Origin of the sequence: Bradyrhizobium sp. BRP56 (assembly GCF_020194035.1) — a bacterium.
GTDB lineage: Bacteria > Pseudomonadota > Alphaproteobacteria > Rhizobiales > Xanthobacteraceae > Bradyrhizobium > Bradyrhizobium australafricanum.
Genome location: NZ_JADYVV010000090.1, coordinates 20160 through 33723 on the forward strand (window position 1 = coordinate 20160; position 13564 = coordinate 33723).

General features: G+C 64.8%; 15 protein-coding genes. 11 read left to right on the forward strand and 4 right to left on the reverse strand.

Features of this window, described 5'->3' with window-relative positions:
- The first annotated feature begins 56 nt into the window (after nucleotides 1-56).
- The 8 genes from I6F38_RS39115 (at nucleotide 57) to I6F38_RS39150 (ending at nucleotide 6958) form a co-directional block, all read left to right on the forward strand.
- Nucleotides 57-668 (forward strand): sigma-70 family RNA polymerase sigma factor, encoded by a 612-nt coding sequence (locus tag I6F38_RS39115; protein ID WP_057018990.1) that lies wholly within the window; start codon nucleotides 57-59, stop codon nucleotides 666-668.
- Between the two features lie 411 nt (nucleotides 669-1079).
- Entirely contained in the window at nucleotides 1080-1775 is a 696-nt protein-coding gene (locus I6F38_RS39120) for a cytochrome c biogenesis CcdA family protein (RefSeq protein WP_346657169.1), read from the forward strand.
- Nucleotides 1776-1792: 17 nt separating this feature from the next.
- Nucleotides 1793-2371 carry a thioredoxin family protein gene (locus tag I6F38_RS39125; RefSeq protein ID WP_076834906.1) on the forward strand — a complete coding sequence of 193 codons (579 nt, stop codon included), beginning with the start codon at nucleotides 1793-1795 and terminating at the stop codon, nucleotides 2369-2371.
- Nucleotides 2372-2563: 192 nt separating this feature from the next.
- Nucleotides 2564-3970, forward strand: coding sequence for a cytochrome ubiquinol oxidase subunit I (locus tag I6F38_RS39130; protein WP_225164152.1), 1407 nt, complete (start codon nucleotides 2564-2566; stop codon nucleotides 3968-3970).
- On the forward strand, nucleotides 3967-4968 hold the full coding sequence (gene cydB / locus I6F38_RS39135; RefSeq protein WP_225164153.1) for a cytochrome d ubiquinol oxidase subunit II: 1002 nt from the start codon (nucleotides 3967-3969) through the stop codon (nucleotides 4966-4968). Before I6F38_RS39130 ends, cydB begins: the two co-directional genes overlap by 4 nt.
- A complete protein-coding gene (locus tag I6F38_RS39140; RefSeq protein ID WP_141339964.1) occupies nucleotides 4968-5096 on the forward strand; it encodes a DUF2474 domain-containing protein in 129 nt (42 codons plus the stop codon). The genes cydB and I6F38_RS39140 overlap by 1 nt, the downstream gene beginning before the upstream one ends.
- 170 nt (nucleotides 5097-5266) lie before the next feature.
- Nucleotides 5267-5860 (forward strand): L,D-transpeptidase, encoded by a 594-nt coding sequence (locus I6F38_RS39145; protein WP_225164154.1) that lies wholly within the window; start codon nucleotides 5267-5269, stop codon nucleotides 5858-5860.
- Between the two features lie 60 nt (nucleotides 5861-5920).
- A complete protein-coding gene (locus tag I6F38_RS39150; protein ID WP_038385646.1) occupies nucleotides 5921-6958 on the forward strand; it encodes an amino acid ABC transporter substrate-binding protein in 1038 nt (345 codons plus the stop codon).
- A gap of 350 nt (nucleotides 6959-7308) precedes the next feature.
- Here the strand turns inward: I6F38_RS39150 and I6F38_RS39155 are convergent, their stop codons facing one another.
- Together I6F38_RS39155 and I6F38_RS39160 are read right to left on the reverse strand one after the other, a co-directional pair.
- Complete coding sequence (locus I6F38_RS39155) at nucleotides 7309-8448, reverse strand: acyl-CoA dehydrogenase (protein WP_225164155.1); 1140 nt, start codon at nucleotides 8446-8448, stop codon at nucleotides 7309-7311.
- 148 nt (nucleotides 8449-8596) lie between these two features.
- Nucleotides 8597-9781 (reverse strand): acyl-CoA dehydrogenase family protein, encoded by a 1185-nt coding sequence (locus tag I6F38_RS39160; protein ID WP_225164156.1) that lies wholly within the window; start codon nucleotides 9779-9781, stop codon nucleotides 8597-8599.
- Nucleotides 9782-9949: 168 nt separating this feature from the next.
- Between I6F38_RS39160 and I6F38_RS39165 the strand changes: the two genes are divergently transcribed.
- Both I6F38_RS39165 and I6F38_RS39170 read left to right on the forward strand, forming a co-directional pair.
- Nucleotides 9950-10495, forward strand: coding sequence for a carboxymuconolactone decarboxylase family protein (locus tag I6F38_RS39165; protein ID WP_225164157.1), 546 nt, complete (start codon nucleotides 9950-9952; stop codon nucleotides 10493-10495).
- A gap of 137 nt (nucleotides 10496-10632) precedes the next feature.
- Nucleotides 10633-11127 (forward strand): VOC family protein, encoded by a 495-nt coding sequence (locus tag I6F38_RS39170; protein WP_225164158.1) that lies wholly within the window; start codon nucleotides 10633-10635, stop codon nucleotides 11125-11127.
- 367 nt (nucleotides 11128-11494) lie between these two features.
- Here I6F38_RS39170 and I6F38_RS39175 read toward each other — a convergent pair whose 3' ends face one another.
- Nucleotides 11495-11998, reverse strand: coding sequence for a DUF2938 domain-containing protein (locus I6F38_RS39175; RefSeq protein ID WP_225164159.1), 504 nt, complete (start codon nucleotides 11996-11998; stop codon nucleotides 11495-11497).
- A complete protein-coding gene (locus I6F38_RS39180) occupies nucleotides 11991-12854 on the reverse strand; it encodes a class I SAM-dependent methyltransferase (protein ID WP_225164160.1) in 864 nt (287 codons plus the stop codon). Before I6F38_RS39180 ends, I6F38_RS39175 begins: the two co-directional genes overlap by 8 nt.
- A gap of 82 nt (nucleotides 12855-12936) precedes the next feature.
- On the opposite strand from I6F38_RS39180, the gene I6F38_RS39185 reads away from it, so the two are divergent.
- Nucleotides 12937-13374 (forward strand): helix-turn-helix domain-containing protein, encoded by a 438-nt coding sequence (locus tag I6F38_RS39185; RefSeq protein WP_225164161.1) that lies wholly within the window; start codon nucleotides 12937-12939, stop codon nucleotides 13372-13374.
- Nucleotides 13375-13564: the final 190 nt, after the last annotated feature.

The window sequence follows — 13564 nt, forward strand, 5'->3', positions numbered from 1 at the left end:
CGTAACTAACAATTCTCCCAACGAACCGCCGCCCAACGGCGAACTGGGAGCCTGTCATGCCGAACGTCATCGCCATCAACTCTGCAGCCACGAAGCATATCGACGCTGCTCGCGCGACCTCGGATGAAACGCTGCTCGCGCGTATCGCCAAGAATAACCGCACCTCGATGCACACGCTCTATTCCCGTCATAACGTCCGGGTTTACCGCTTCGTGCTCCGCATGGTGCGCGACACCACGATGGCCGAGGACCTCGTGAGCCAGGTGTTCCTGGACGTCTGGCGCACCGCGGCCCAATTCGAGGGCCGCTCGCAGGTCTCGACCTGGCTGCTCTCGATCGCCCGCTTCAAGGCGCTGACCGCGCTGCGCCAGCGCAAGCATGAGGACATCGACCAGGACGACGTGCTGGAGATCGCCGACGGCGCCGACACGCCGGAAACCTCGCTCGATCGCGCCACCACCAGCGAGATCCTCCGCGCCTGCGTGGCCAAGCTGTCGCCGGCTCACCGCGAGATCATCAATCTGGTCTACTACCATGAGAAGTCGGTCGAGGAGGCCGGGCAGATCATCGGGATCCCGCAGAGCACGGTGAAGACCCGCATGTTCTATGCCCGCAAGCAGCTCGCCGACCTCCTGCGGGGTGCCGGCGTGGATAGCGTCGCCGCATAAAGGATTGTAAATTCAACATCTTAAAGGGAGATCACGCGAGCCGGGCAATTGTCCACGAAGCCGAAAAAATCAGGCGACGAAACAATTGAAACAATCGACGACATCACCCGGAAAAACGCGACCTCTATACCTATATCCAACGACGCAACCCCAACCCCAATTCACTGAACCGGTTTCGATACCTCTTCGTTCTAACCTCCCAAGTAGCCTCCAACGACCCGGCCGGGATGCCCCCCAGCCGGGTCGCTCTGTATTTGGCGCGACGTCGTGAAGCCGAGTGCGCCTCGCCTCACACAGACGTGACGCGGCCCGCGACCGGCCCGCCGTAACGGCCAAACCGTCCTTGCGAAGAACATCAGGCGTACCCGGCACGGCCCTCTGGCGCGCCGGGACTCTGATGGACGGATGACGATGCTCAGCCTTGCCCTTGCCCTGCTTGCCGGTGTCGCCACCGTCGCCGCCCCTTGCACCCTGCCGATGCTGCCGATCCTGCTCGGGGTATCGATAGGCCAGACCGGCAAGGCGCGGCCCGCGATGATCGCGCTCGGCTTCGTGATGTCATTCTCTGCGGTGGCATTGCTGCTGAGCGCGATCACCCGCGCCTTCGATTTCGATCCGTCCGTGCTGCGGACCGGCGCGGCCGTGCTGCTCGCGGGCTTCGGCCTCCTGATGATCTGGCCGGCGCCGTTCGAATGGCTGTCGATCCGGCTCACCGGCGCTACCGGCAACGTCGGACAGGCGGCGCCGTCGCAAAGCCTGTTCGGCGGCTTCGTGCTCGGCTCTACGCTCGGCCTGGTGTGGACGCCGTGCGCCGGCCCCGTGCTCGGCTCGATCCTGACCATCGTCGCGACCTCGAAGGACACCGCGTGGGCGAGCCTGCAGCTCGTCACCTACGCGATCGGCGCCGCGATCCCGATGCTTGCGATTGCCTATGGCGGACAGGCCGTCACCACGCGCGTGCGCAGCATGGCGCGGATCGCGCCGCGCCTGCAGCAGGGCTTCGGCGTCGTGATCGTCGCATTCGCCGCGCTGTCCTACCTGCAATACGACACGCTGATCGTGGCGTGGCTGACCCAGTTCTATCCCAACGGCCAGATCGGCCTGTAAGCCCAAAGGAGATATCGATGTCCCTGCGCTTGATTGCCGTATCCGCTCTGGTTACGGGCCTTGGCCTCGGCGGCGCCGTCATTCCCGGCCTCTGCACCGAGTCAGACGCGCCGGCACAGCCGGTGCCGCGGGCGATCGCCATGACAACCGGACAGAGCCAGACCGCGCCCGAATTCGTCGGCATCAGCAACTGGTTCAATTCGCAGCCGCTCAGGCTCGCCGACCTGCGCGGCAAGGTCGTGCTGGTGGATTTCTGGACCTATGGCTGCGTCAACTGCGTCAACACGCTGCCGCACGTCACCCAGCTCTATTCGAAGTACCGGGATCGCGGCCTCGTCGTGATCGGCGTCCACACGCCGGAATTCCCGTTCGAGCATTCGGCCTCCAACGTGCAGGCGGCGCTGAAGCGGCACGGCATCCTCTATCCGGTGGCGCAGGACAACAATTCGCAGACCTGGAATGCCTACCGCAACCAGTATTGGCCGGCGCAATACGTGATCGACCAGAACGGCAAGATCGTGTTCCAGCACGCCGGCGAGGGACAGTACGACGAGATCGACCGCACCGTCGCGCGGCTGCTCAACGCCAATAGCTAAAGCCTGATGAAAATCAGGTTGAGCTGGAACGGCGTCGAAAGCTCACCTCTTCCCAAACGGGGAGAGGTGAACCGGGACCGCACCAAGCCGATCCAGCCAAAACTCAACCCGCTCTAGTCGGACAATCCGCCCTCTTTGTCGTCACAGCTGACGTGGTAAGGTCCACGCCAGGTCGACGACGGATGGTGCGTAATGTTCGAAGGCTGGGATGCGGTCGTACTCGCCCGCGCGCAATTCGCTTTCACGATGTCGTTCCACATCGTGTTTCCCGCATTCTCGATCGGGCTTGCGAGCTATCTCGCGGTGCTGGAAGCGCTGTGGCTTGCCACCAGGCGCGAGGTCTACATCAACCTGTTCAATTACTGGCTGAAGATCTTCGCGGTCGCGTTCGGCATGGGCGTGGTCTCGGGCATCGTGATGTCCTACCAGTTCGGCACCAACTGGTCGTCCTTTGCCGACAAGACCGGGCCGGTGATCGGCCCGATGATGGCCTATGAGGTGCTGACCGCATTCTTCCTGGAAGCCGGCTTCCTCGGCGTGATGCTGTTCGGGCTCGAACGCGTCGGCCCCAGGCTGCACTTCGTGGCGACGTTGATGGTCGCGATCGGCACGCTGATCTCGGCGTTCTGGATTCTGTCGGCCAATTCCTGGATGCAGACACCGACCGGCCACGCCGTGAACGCCGACGGCCAGTTCGTCGCCGCCGACTGGCTCAAGGTGATCTTCAATCCGTCGTTCCCCTATCGCCTCGTGCACATGGTGCTGGCGGCGTACCTCACCACCTCGCTCGTGGTCGGCGCGGTCGGCGCTTGGCATCTGCTGCGCGACCAGCATCTGGCGGGAGCGCGCGTGATGTTCTCGATGGCAATGTGGATGGCGACGCTGGTGGCGCCGATCCAGATCCTCGCCGGCGACCAGCACGGCCTCAACACGCTGGAGCACCAACCCGCCAAGGTGATGGCGATGGAAGGCCATTACCAGAGCCACAAGGATGGCGCGCCGCTGATCCTGTTCGGCTGGCCCGACCAGCGTGAGGCGAAAGTGAAGTATGCGATCGAGGTGCCGAAACTGTCGTCGCTGATCCTGAAGCATTCGCTCGACGCGCCGCTGGCCGGCCTCGACACCGTGCCGCGCGAGAACTGGCCGCCGGTGCCGATCACCTTCTGGTCGTTCCGCATCATGGTCGGCCTCGGCTTCCTGATCATGGGGCTCGGCCTGCTCAGCCTTTTGATGCGCTGGCGGGGGATGATGTACCAGTCGCCGCTGCTGCATCGCTTCGCGGTGCTGATGGGCCCCGCCGGCTTCATCGCGGTGCTCGCTGGCTGGATCACCACGGAGACCGGGCGGCAACCGTTCACGGTCTACGGGCTGCTGCGCACCGCCGATTCTGCGTCGCCGCTGGCGGCGCCCGCGGTGGGCTCGTCGCTGATCGCCTTCATCGTCGTCTATTTCGCAGTGTTCACCGCGGGCGTGATCTACATCCTGCGGCTGATGGTGCAGCCGCCGCATCCCGGCGAGCAAGGCCCGACGAAAGATCTTCCGGCCCGCGCAGCCGGCATCACGCCGGCGGCAGGTGCTGCCGTGGAGGGCGTGCGATGATCGATCTCGCCACGATCTGGGCCTTCATCATCGCCTTTGCCGTGTTCGTCTATGTCGTGATGGACGGCTTCGATCTCGGCCTCGGCATCCTGTTTCCGCTGTTTCCGCAAAAGACCGACCGCGACGTCATCATGAACACGGTGGCGCCGGTGTGGGACGGCAACGAGACCTGGCTGGTGCTCGGCGGCGGCGGCATGATGGCGGCGTTTCCGCTCGCCTATGCGGTGCTGATGCCGGCGCTCTACACGCCGATGATCGCGATGCTGCTCGGCCTCGTGTTCCGCGGCGTCGCCTTCGAATTCCGCTGGCGGACCCAGAAGGCGCGCAACAAATGGGATATCGCTTTCGCCGGCGGCTCGCTGCTTGCGACACTGGCGCAGGGGATCGCGCTCGGCGCCATCCTGCAGGGCATCCATGTCGAGGGACGCCAATACGCCGGCGGCTGGTGGGATTGGCTGACGCCGTTCAGCGTCCTGACCGGCGTCGCGCTGGTGATCGGCTACGCGCTGCTCGGCGCGACCTGGCTGGTGATGAAGACCGAGGGCGAGCTGCGCGACCGCGCCTATCATCTGAGCTGGATGTTGTTGATCGCGATGCTGTGCGCGATCGGCGCCGTCAGCATCGCGACGCCTTTCCTCAGCGTGCAATACACCCAGCGCTGGTTCGCCTGGCCCAACATCATCCTCACCGCGCCGGTGCCGATCGCGGTCGCCGCCGTCACCGCGCGACTGCTGCGCGCGCTCAGCAACAAGAACGACCACCAGCCGTTCTTCCTGACGCTCGGGCTGTTCGCGCTGTCCTATGCCGGGCTTGGCATCAGCATGTATCCGTACATCGTGCCGCAGAGCATCACGATCTGGCAGGCGGCGGCACCGACCAACAGCCAGGTCTTCATGCTGGTCGGCGTCTCGATCCTGGTGCCGCTGATCCTCGGCTACACCGCCTGGGCCTATTGGGTGTTCCGCGGCAAGGTGCGCCCCGGCCACGGATACCACTGATGCCCGAGAGCCCGAATCAGCGGCCGCTCGGCCAGCGCCTGCTGTGGTTCGCAGCGCTGTGGCTCGGCGGCGTCGGCACCGTGGCGCTGATCTCGTTCGCCTTGCGACTCTGGATCGCGCCGAAATGAGGCGGCCCGCGCAACGTGCCGCGACAATCAATGACAAAAAACAGAAGCATTACAGGGATATACCTGTGATGCCGCCCTAAGCTTGCCATCAAGCTGCCGCTGAGATTTGATGCTGCCTGATTTGCGGGTGGAGCAACCATTTGGCCGCGCGCCAACAAGGAGAGCTTTGCATGACGAAACTTCGTCACCTGGTCTGGATGTTGATCGCGACGGGCGCGCTCGTGCTGTCGACATCGCAGGGTTTTGCCCAAAACCGCCCGGACGCCGACGAGCCCGGCCTTGTTGCTGACGACGGCTACGAGCTCGACCCGGAATGGCAGAAGCAGGTCGTGTATTACCGGTCCAATGAGGCGCCGGGCACCATCATCGTCGCGACCGCCGAACGTCACCTTTATTTGGTGCAGGGCAATGGCCGCGCGCTCCGCTACGGTATCGGCGTCGGCCGCGAAGGCTTTCAATGGCAGGGCCTCGTGAGCATCACCCGTAAGGCCGAGTGGCCCGACTGGGTGCCGCCGCCGGAAATGATCGCGCGCCAGCCCTATCTGCCGCGCTTCATGGCGGGCGGCCCGGGCAATCCGCTCGGCGCACGCGCGATGTATCTCGGCACCACGGTCTACCGCATCCACGGCACCAACCGGCCCGACACCATCGGCACCGCCGTTTCCTCCGGCTGCTTCCGCCTGGTCAACAACGACGTCGCCGATCTCTACAACCGCGTTCCCGTCGGCACCAAGGTGATCATCCGGCAGAAGCCCGAACTGTAGCCTTCAGCTGCTTCGATATCCGCCCCGCTTTTCCCCCCGATCCTTCGCGAGAGAGAACCCATGCGTACATTTCGAGGCGGCCTGACGATCGGGCTCGCGATCGCCGCGCTGGTTGCGGCCGCCGCCATCACCTATGAGCGTTACGACACCCGCACGCTGAAGCGCACCGTCCGTCGCGGCGACGTGCTGTGCGGCGTCAACAAGGGCCTGCCGGGCTTCTCGATCCCGGACGACAAGGGTAACTGGACCGGCTTCGACGTCGACTTCTGCCGCGCGGTCGCGTCGGCGATCTTCGACGACCCGTCGAAGGCGAAGTTCGTGCCGCTCGACGCCAGCGAACGCTTCAAGGAGCTGCAGAACCGCAAGGTCGACATCCTCTCGCGCAACTCCACCTGGAGCATGTCGCGCGAGACCAATTACGACCTCTATTTCCCCGCGGTCGCCTATTATGACGGCCAGGGCTTCATGCTGCCGCGCTCGCGCAACATCGATTCCGCGCTCGACCTGAACGGCAGCAAGGTCTGCGTGCAGGCCAACACCACGACGCAACTCAATCTCGCCGACTATTTCCGTGCTAACAACATGAAGTACACGGAGATGAAGTTCGACAAGCTGGACGACGTCGTGAAGGCCTACAACTCCGGCCAGTGCGATACGCTGACATCCGACGCCTCGCAGCTCTATGCGCTGCGGCTCAACCTCGCCAAGCCGAGCGACCACACGATCCTCGCCGACATCATCTCCAAGGAGCCGCTGGCGCCGGTGGTGCGCTTGCGCGACGACGACTGGATGATGATCGTGAAGTGGACGCTGTACGCCATGATCAACGCCGAAGAGCTCGGCATCACCTCGAAGAACATCGACGAGGCGCTGAAGTCGAAGAAACCGGAAGTGATGCGGCTGGTCGGCACCGAGGGCAGCTATGGCGAGGATCTCGGTCTGACCAAGGACTGGGCGGTGCGCATCATCCGCCATGTCGGCAATTACGGCGAGGTCTACGACCGCAACGTCGGCGCCGACTCCAAGCTGAAGATCCCGCGCGGCATGAACCAGCTCTGGAACGCCGGCGGCGTCCAGTACGCGCCGCCGATCCGGTAGACTCTCCATCGTCATTGCGAGGAGGTCGCGACAAAATTGCAAAGCAATTTTGCGCTGAAGCGACGAAGCAATCCATTTCGCCACAAGTGGAGAGATGGATTGCTTCGCTTCGCTCGCAATGACGAGCCTATGCCAAGCCGCCGTCACCGCTGTCATCACCCGCGCGAAAGCGGGTGATCCAGTACGCCGCGGCTTCTCGGCTCAAGCACAGGCGTCTCTGGGATACTGGATCGCCCGGTCCCGTCTACGCCGAGGCTTCGACGAGGCTTTCGCTTTCAAGCGCGCCGAAGCTTGAGCGAAGGCGGCGAGCCGGGCGATGACAGTGTGCGCGACGACGACGATGCGGCGGCTCAGTAGCCCTTGCCGCTCGCCAGCTGGTCGGTGTGGAAATTGCTGTCGCCGAACAGCTCCTGGCAGACGCGGGCGCGCTTCATGAAGAAGCCGATGTCGAACTGGTCGGTCATGCCCATGCCGCCATGCATCTGCACGCCCTCCTGCACGGCCAGCGTCGCAGTGGTGCCGGCGCGGGCCTTTGCCACCGCGACCGCGGTTGCGGCCTTGTCGGCATCCGTATCGAGCGCCTGCAGCGCCTTCAGCACCGCGGCGCGGGTGATCTCGATATCGATGTAGAGCTGCGCGGCACGGTGCTGCAGCGCCTGGAATTCGCCGATCGCCTTGCCGAACTGCTTGCGCTCCTTCAGATAGGCCACGGTGCGGCCGAACACCTCGTCGGAGAGGCCGACCATTTCGGACGCCACCGCGCCGCGGCCGATATTGAGCACGCCCTCGAGCAGTCCAAAGCCCTGATCGACTTCGCCGAGCACGCTGTCGGCGTTGACCTCGACATTGTCGAACACGATGCGCGCCGCGTTGTGCGAATCGACCATCGCGGTCCGCTCGACCGCGAGCCCCTTCGCCTTCGGATCGACCAGGAACAGCGTCAGCCCGTTCCTGTCGCCGGCGCTGCCGGCCGTGCGCGCTGCCACGATCAGAAGGTCGGCGGTGTGGCCGTCGACCACGAAGGCCTTGTCGCCCGACAGCTTGAAGCCGTTGCCGGAGCGCGTGGCCTGCAACTTGGTCTGCAGCGGGCGATGCTTGGCGCCCTCATCGATCGCGAGCGCCGCCAGCAGCGAGCCGTCGGCGATTTTCGGCAGATGCTGCGCCTTCTGCGCCTCGCTGCCGCCGCGCGACAGCGCCGAGGCAGCGAGCACCGAGGTCGCGAGGAACGGCGACGGCATCAAGGTGCGGCCGATTTCCTCCATGACGATGCCGGCCTCGACGCAGCCGAGCCCGCTGCCGCCGAACTGGTCCGGCACCAACAGGCCGGAGAAGCCCATCTCCGCAAATGTCTTCCAGAGCTCGCGCGAGAAGCCGGTGGCATCCTTGGCATCGCGCAAGGACCGCAGATGCGCCACCGGCGCCTTGTCGCTGATGAGGCCGCGCGCACTGTCGCGCAGCATGGATTGTTCTTCGGTGAGGACGAGGGCCATAGGATGGATCCGGTAACTCTGCTGTTGTTCGTTCAGTCAAATTTCAAGGTATCGTCATGCCCGGCCTTGTGCCGGCATCCACGTCTTGAGCCAACCGCGACAAAGACGTGGATGGCCGGGTCAAGCCCGGCCATGACTACAAAAAACGTCACGCGCCCGGCAAATCGAGGATGCGCTTGGCGACGATGCCGAGCATCACCTCCGAGGTGCCGCCCTCGATCGAATTGGCCTTGGTGCGCAGCCAGGCGCGCGGCCGGGCGCCGCCTTTGGAGCGGTCGCTCTCCCATTCCAGCGCGTCGATGCCGCCGGCCGACATCAGGATCTCGTAGCGGCGCTTGTTGAGCTCGGTGCCGTAATATTTCATCGCCGAGGAGAACGCCGGATGCGACTGCCCGGCCTTGGCGAGATCGACCGCGCGCTCCGCGGCGGCGGCGAGCGCGGCCTCGTCGACCTCGAAGCTCGCGATCTGGCTGCGCAGCTGCGCGTCGTCGAGCTTGCCCTGCGCGTCCGCGCCAACCGAGTCGGCGGCGATCTGGCCGAGCGGACGGCCGACGCCGCGCTCGCCCATGCCGGAGATCATCGCGCGCTCGTGCTGCAGCAGGTATTTCGCGACATCCCAGCCGCGATTGACGGTGCCGACGACATGCGATTTCGGTACGCGGACATTGTCGAAGAAGGTTTCGCAGAACGGCGAATAGCCCGAGATCAGGAGGATCGGCTTGGTCGACACGCCCTTCGAGGTCATGTCGAACAGGATGAAGCTAATGCCGTCATGCTTCTTGGCCGCCGGATCGGTGCGCACCAGGCAGAAGATCCAGTCGGCGTAGTTGGCGTAGGACGTCCAGATCTTCTGGCCGTTGATGATGTAGTCGTCGCCGTCGCCGACCGCGCGGGTCTGCAGCGAGGCGAGGTCGGAGCCGGCATTCGGCTCGGAATAGCCCTGGCACCAGCGGATCAGGCCCGCGGTGATCTTGGGCAGATGCTCCTTCTTCTGCTCCTCGGTGCCGTATTTCAGCAGCGCCGGTCCCAGCATCGAGATCCCGAACGAGGTGAGCGGCTGACGCGCGCCGATCGCAGCCATCTCCTGGCGCACGATCTTGGCCTCCTCGCCGTCGAGGCCTCCGCCGCCATATTCCTTCGGCCAATGCGGCACGGTCCAGCCCTTGTCGCGCATCCGCTCGAACCAGACGCGCTGCGCTTCGGACGAGAATTTCGTGTTGCGGCCACCCCAGAAGGTGTCGCCATCCGAGGTCATCGGTTTGCGCATCTCCGGCGGGCAATTCTGCTCCAGCCAGGTGCGGGTCTCCGCGCGGAATTTCTCGAGGTCAGCCATGGTGCGTTTCCAGTCAAATTCGACGAATTGGATTCGACCTTAGACCTACGCAGCCGCCGAATTCAATATGCCTCGCGGCCGCGCCATGCTCTGGCGTCGCTACTCACCTCGCGCGATCGGGTGTATCGCCGAGATGGGGTAACGCTTGAAAAACAAAAGGAAACGGACATGCGGCTGAAGCTGCTTTCGCCTAGCGAAATGAACGCCGCCCAGAAAGAAACCTACGACGAGTCGATTGCCGGCAAGCGCGGTGCGCCACCCGCGCCGATGATGGCCTGGCTGAACAGCCCGGAGATGGCACGGCATGCCACGCGGCTCGGCGAGGTGCTGCGCTTCGACACGATCTTTCCGCCAAAGCTGTCGGAGATCGCGATCCTCGTCACCGCGCGGCACTGGACCGCGCATTACGAGTGGTATGCCCACAAGCGCCTGGCGCTGAAGGGTGGCCTCGACCCGAAGATCATCGAGGACATTCGCGTGCGCCGGACGCCAAGCTTCGACGATCCCAAGGCCAGGGTGATCTACGACGTCGCCAAGGCGCTGCACGAAGGTCACGGCCTGCCGAAGGCACTGTATGACGAGGCGATCGAGGTGCTGAGCCAACGCGGCTTGGTCGAGGTGATCGGCCTCTGCGGCTACTACGCCATGGTGTCGATGACGCTGAACACGTTCGAGTTCCAGCTGCCCGGCGGCGAGCTGTCGGAGCTCTGCTAGACGCCGGCGGACCGTGGCGCCTTTCGGAAACCTTGCGTTTCCGGATCGATCGCTCCGGCGTCGGCAAATCCGGACTATATCAGGTGGCGAAACCTCGCCCCTGATGGCAGGGGCATTGACGTCAACGGAGTCCGCTCATGCCAGAGAATCCCCCCATCATCGCGGGCACCCGGATCGGGCATGTCCATCTCAAGGTTGCCGATCTCGAGCGCGCGCTCGGCTTCTATTGCGGCGTGCTCGGCTTCGAGCTGCAGCAGCGGCTGGGCGCGGACGCGGCCTTCATCTCGGCCGGCGGCTATCACCACCACATCGGCCTCAACACCTGGGAAAGCAAGGGCGGCCATCCGCCGCCGCCGGGCACCACGGGCCTGTTCCACACCGCCATCCTCTATCCCACCCGCCCAGCGCTCGCCGATGCGCTGCACCGGGTGCTGTCGGCCGGCATCCAGCTCGACGGCGCCAGCGACCACGGCGTCAGCCAGGCGCTTTACCTGCGCGATCCCGACGAGAACGGCGTCGAGCTCTATTGGGATCGCCCCGAGGCCGAATGGCCGCGCAGCACGGACGGCAAGCTCGCGATGTTCACGCGACGGCTGGATCTTGAATATCTCTTGAAGCAGCGAGCGGGGTAATTCCGCAACGCGATAATTTCGTAGCCCGGATGGAGCGCAGCGAAATCCGGGGTTCGCTCCATGAGGTAATACTGCTCCCGGATTACGCTTCGCTCCATCCGGGCTACGAGTGCTTTCCCCTTCCCCCAGAAAGGGGGAAGGTCGGGATGGGGGTTAGCCGCGGGCTCTGCTGTAAGTGGAGAGAGCAGATCCCCACCCGCTTTGCTCTGCGAGCAAAGCGACCTCCCCTTTCCAAGGGGAGGTGAAGAGGTAGCTCGGATGGAGCCAACGGGTCGCGCGAACGCGCGCCCGATGACAGGCTCCGCGAAATCCGGGATTCGTACCGTAGGGTGATACTGTTCCCGGATTACGCTTCGCTTCATCCGGACTACGGGTTCAGGAGCAGGTGCGCGAGCCAGCCGGCCACATAGAGCCCAACCCCAAACACCGTATGCGTCAGGAGGCTCTGCAGCCGCGCCGCCCATGGACGGGGCGTGCGGCTCGCGGCAATGCCGGCGCCCATCGCGGGCTGCATCACCAGGAACGGCGCGGCCACGCTGCCGATCCCGACCATCAGGGCCGGAGCGATGGTGGGCTGCCGCATCCAATCGAGGCCGAAGATCGCAAGCAGCACGCCGGGAAAGCCGATCCCGATCAGATAATGCGCGGCCCATCCGATGACCCGTTCGCCCGCGACCTGCGGTGACGCGGCGATGCGGTCGTGGCGCAGGCGAGCGGATACGAGATGGCCGAGCCAGCGGCCGACCAGGGCATAGTCCAGCGACGGGATGCCAAGCAGGCGCTTTCGAACCATCCCCCAGATGTCCATCACGACAGTCGCACCGATCCCGATCAGCACCGCGCTCGCCACAAACTCCACGACCTCAACCATGCGCGGCCGCCGCCGGCGCCCGTGCCGCGACCATCCAGCACGCCGCGGTGAAGCGAATGTCGTTGCCGTGGATGTAACGACCGAAGGCACCGCGGACGGTCTCGATCACTCGCGTGCGACGCGGTTCCTCCATCGCCTGCAGCATCGTCCCGACCGGGCCGAGCCAACTCACATAGCGGGTCAGCTCCGATGCCGGAAAGCCGAGGGCCACATCGATCGGATCGATTGCGATCGCGTCCCAACCGCTATCCTCCAGGATAGTTTCGACCCGCTTCCGGTCGGCGAAGCGGAATTGCCCCGGCGCATCGGGACGCCGCGCCGGAAGATCCGGCAGCAACGGCTTCGCCGCCTGTTCCGCCGTCGTCATGAACGGGTTCTCGGCGGCGCCGCGCCACGCGATGAAGCGGAGCGCAGCACCAGGCCGGGCGGCGCGGCGCAGATTGGCGAAAGCCTGCACCGGATCGGCAAAGAACATCACGCCGAGGCGCGAGATGATCATGTCGAAGCTCGCGGGCGCGAACGGACAGGACTGCGCGTCGGCGCAGATGAAGCTGACCGGCCGCCCTTCCCGCTCCGCGCGGGCGCGCGCCGCCGCGATCATCGGCTCGGAGATATCGATGCCGGTGCAATGCCCTTGCCGGCCGAGCACACCGGCAACAGCGAAGGTCGTGGCGCCCGTGCCGCAACCGATATCGAGCACGCGGCCGGCCGCGGCATCGGACACTGCTCGGACGAGCAGCTCTTCAAGCGGCCTGAACATCCCTTCGAGCACGTCGCGCGTCTCGACCCAGGCGCGGCCGGCGGCGCCGTTCCAGAGTTTGACCTGCTCGTCGTCGGCTTGCGCTGCGACACCCATGATTCTCGTCCTTGTTGATGCTTGCCTTACGCAAGCGATAGGCTGGATACTGCCAGTTCAAGTGAACTTGAGGTCAAGGGCCATGCGGGACATCGATATCGCGGAGGTGGCGGAGCTATCGGGCGTGCGCGCCTCGACCTTGCGCTTCTACGAGGAGAAAGGTCTGATCGCCTCGCATGGCCGGCGCGGGTTGCGCCGCCTGTTCGATCCGGCCGTGCTCGACCGGCTGGCGCTGATCGCGCTCGGGCGCGCCTCCGGCTTCTCGCTCGACGAGATCGCAAGGATGTTCGCGCCCGATGGAAGACCGCGCATCGACCGGAAAATGCTTTCTGCCAAGGCCGACGAGCTCGACCGCACCATCCGCAGGCTCAACGCGATGCGCGACGGCCTGCGCCACGCCGCCGTCTGCCCGGCTCCGAGCCACATGGAATGCCCGACCTTCCGCCGCCTGCTGCGGGTCGCGGCGGCCAGCAAGATCAGCGAGCCGAAGAAGGCGCGGAAGTCACGCCGCAAGTCGTAGAACGTAGCCCGGATGAGCGAAGCGATATCCGGGGACAGGTCTTTATTCCCCTTCCCCCTGAAAGCAGGGCTGTCCGGGGAATGATTCACTATGTCGCGGTGCATGCTCGGCAAGACCGAGGCAAATCGGCCTTTTCTGGTTGTCGAGACACAGAAGGCCGAGCATGCGATACCGCGATAGCATTTTTGGA

What these genes read in the sequence shown, in the direction of transcription:
- I6F38_RS39115 (WP_057018990.1), top strand. Translation starts at nt 57, where the DNA reads ATGCCGAACGTCATCGCCATCAACTCTGCAGCCACGAAGCATATCGAC.
- I6F38_RS39120 (WP_346657169.1), top strand. Translation starts at nt 1,080, where the DNA reads ATGCTCAGCCTTGCCCTTGCCCTGCTTGCCGGTGTCGCCACCGTCGCC.
- I6F38_RS39125 (WP_076834906.1), top strand. Translation starts at nt 1,793, where the DNA reads ATGTCCCTGCGCTTGATTGCCGTATCCGCTCTGGTTACGGGCCTTGGC.
- I6F38_RS39130 (WP_225164152.1), top strand. Translation starts at nt 2,564, where the DNA reads ATGTTCGAAGGCTGGGATGCGGTCGTACTCGCCCGCGCGCAATTCGCT.
- cydB (WP_225164153.1), top strand. Translation starts at nt 3,967, where the DNA reads ATGATCGATCTCGCCACGATCTGGGCCTTCATCATCGCCTTTGCCGTG.
- I6F38_RS39140 (WP_141339964.1), top strand. Translation starts at nt 4,968, where the DNA reads ATGCCCGAGAGCCCGAATCAGCGGCCGCTCGGCCAGCGCCTGCTGTGG.
- I6F38_RS39145 (WP_225164154.1), top strand. Translation starts at nt 5,267, where the DNA reads ATGACGAAACTTCGTCACCTGGTCTGGATGTTGATCGCGACGGGCGCG.
- I6F38_RS39150 (WP_038385646.1), top strand. Translation starts at nt 5,921, where the DNA reads ATGCGTACATTTCGAGGCGGCCTGACGATCGGGCTCGCGATCGCCGCG.
- I6F38_RS39155 (WP_225164155.1), bottom strand. Translation starts at nt 8,448, where the DNA reads ATGGCCCTCGTCCTCACCGAAGAACAATCCATGCTGCGCGACAGTGCG.
- I6F38_RS39160 (WP_225164156.1), bottom strand. Translation starts at nt 9,781, where the DNA reads ATGGCTGACCTCGAGAAATTCCGCGCGGAGACCCGCACCTGGCTGGAG.
- I6F38_RS39165 (WP_225164157.1), top strand. Translation starts at nt 9,950, where the DNA reads ATGCGGCTGAAGCTGCTTTCGCCTAGCGAAATGAACGCCGCCCAGAAA.
- I6F38_RS39170 (WP_225164158.1), top strand. Translation starts at nt 10,633, where the DNA reads ATGCCAGAGAATCCCCCCATCATCGCGGGCACCCGGATCGGGCATGTC.
- I6F38_RS39175 (WP_225164159.1), bottom strand. Translation starts at nt 11,998, where the DNA reads ATGGTTGAGGTCGTGGAGTTTGTGGCGAGCGCGGTGCTGATCGGGATC.
- I6F38_RS39180 (WP_225164160.1), bottom strand. Translation starts at nt 12,854, where the DNA reads ATGGGTGTCGCAGCGCAAGCCGACGACGAGCAGGTCAAACTCTGGAAC.
- I6F38_RS39185 (WP_225164161.1), top strand. Translation starts at nt 12,937, where the DNA reads ATGCGGGACATCGATATCGCGGAGGTGGCGGAGCTATCGGGCGTGCGC.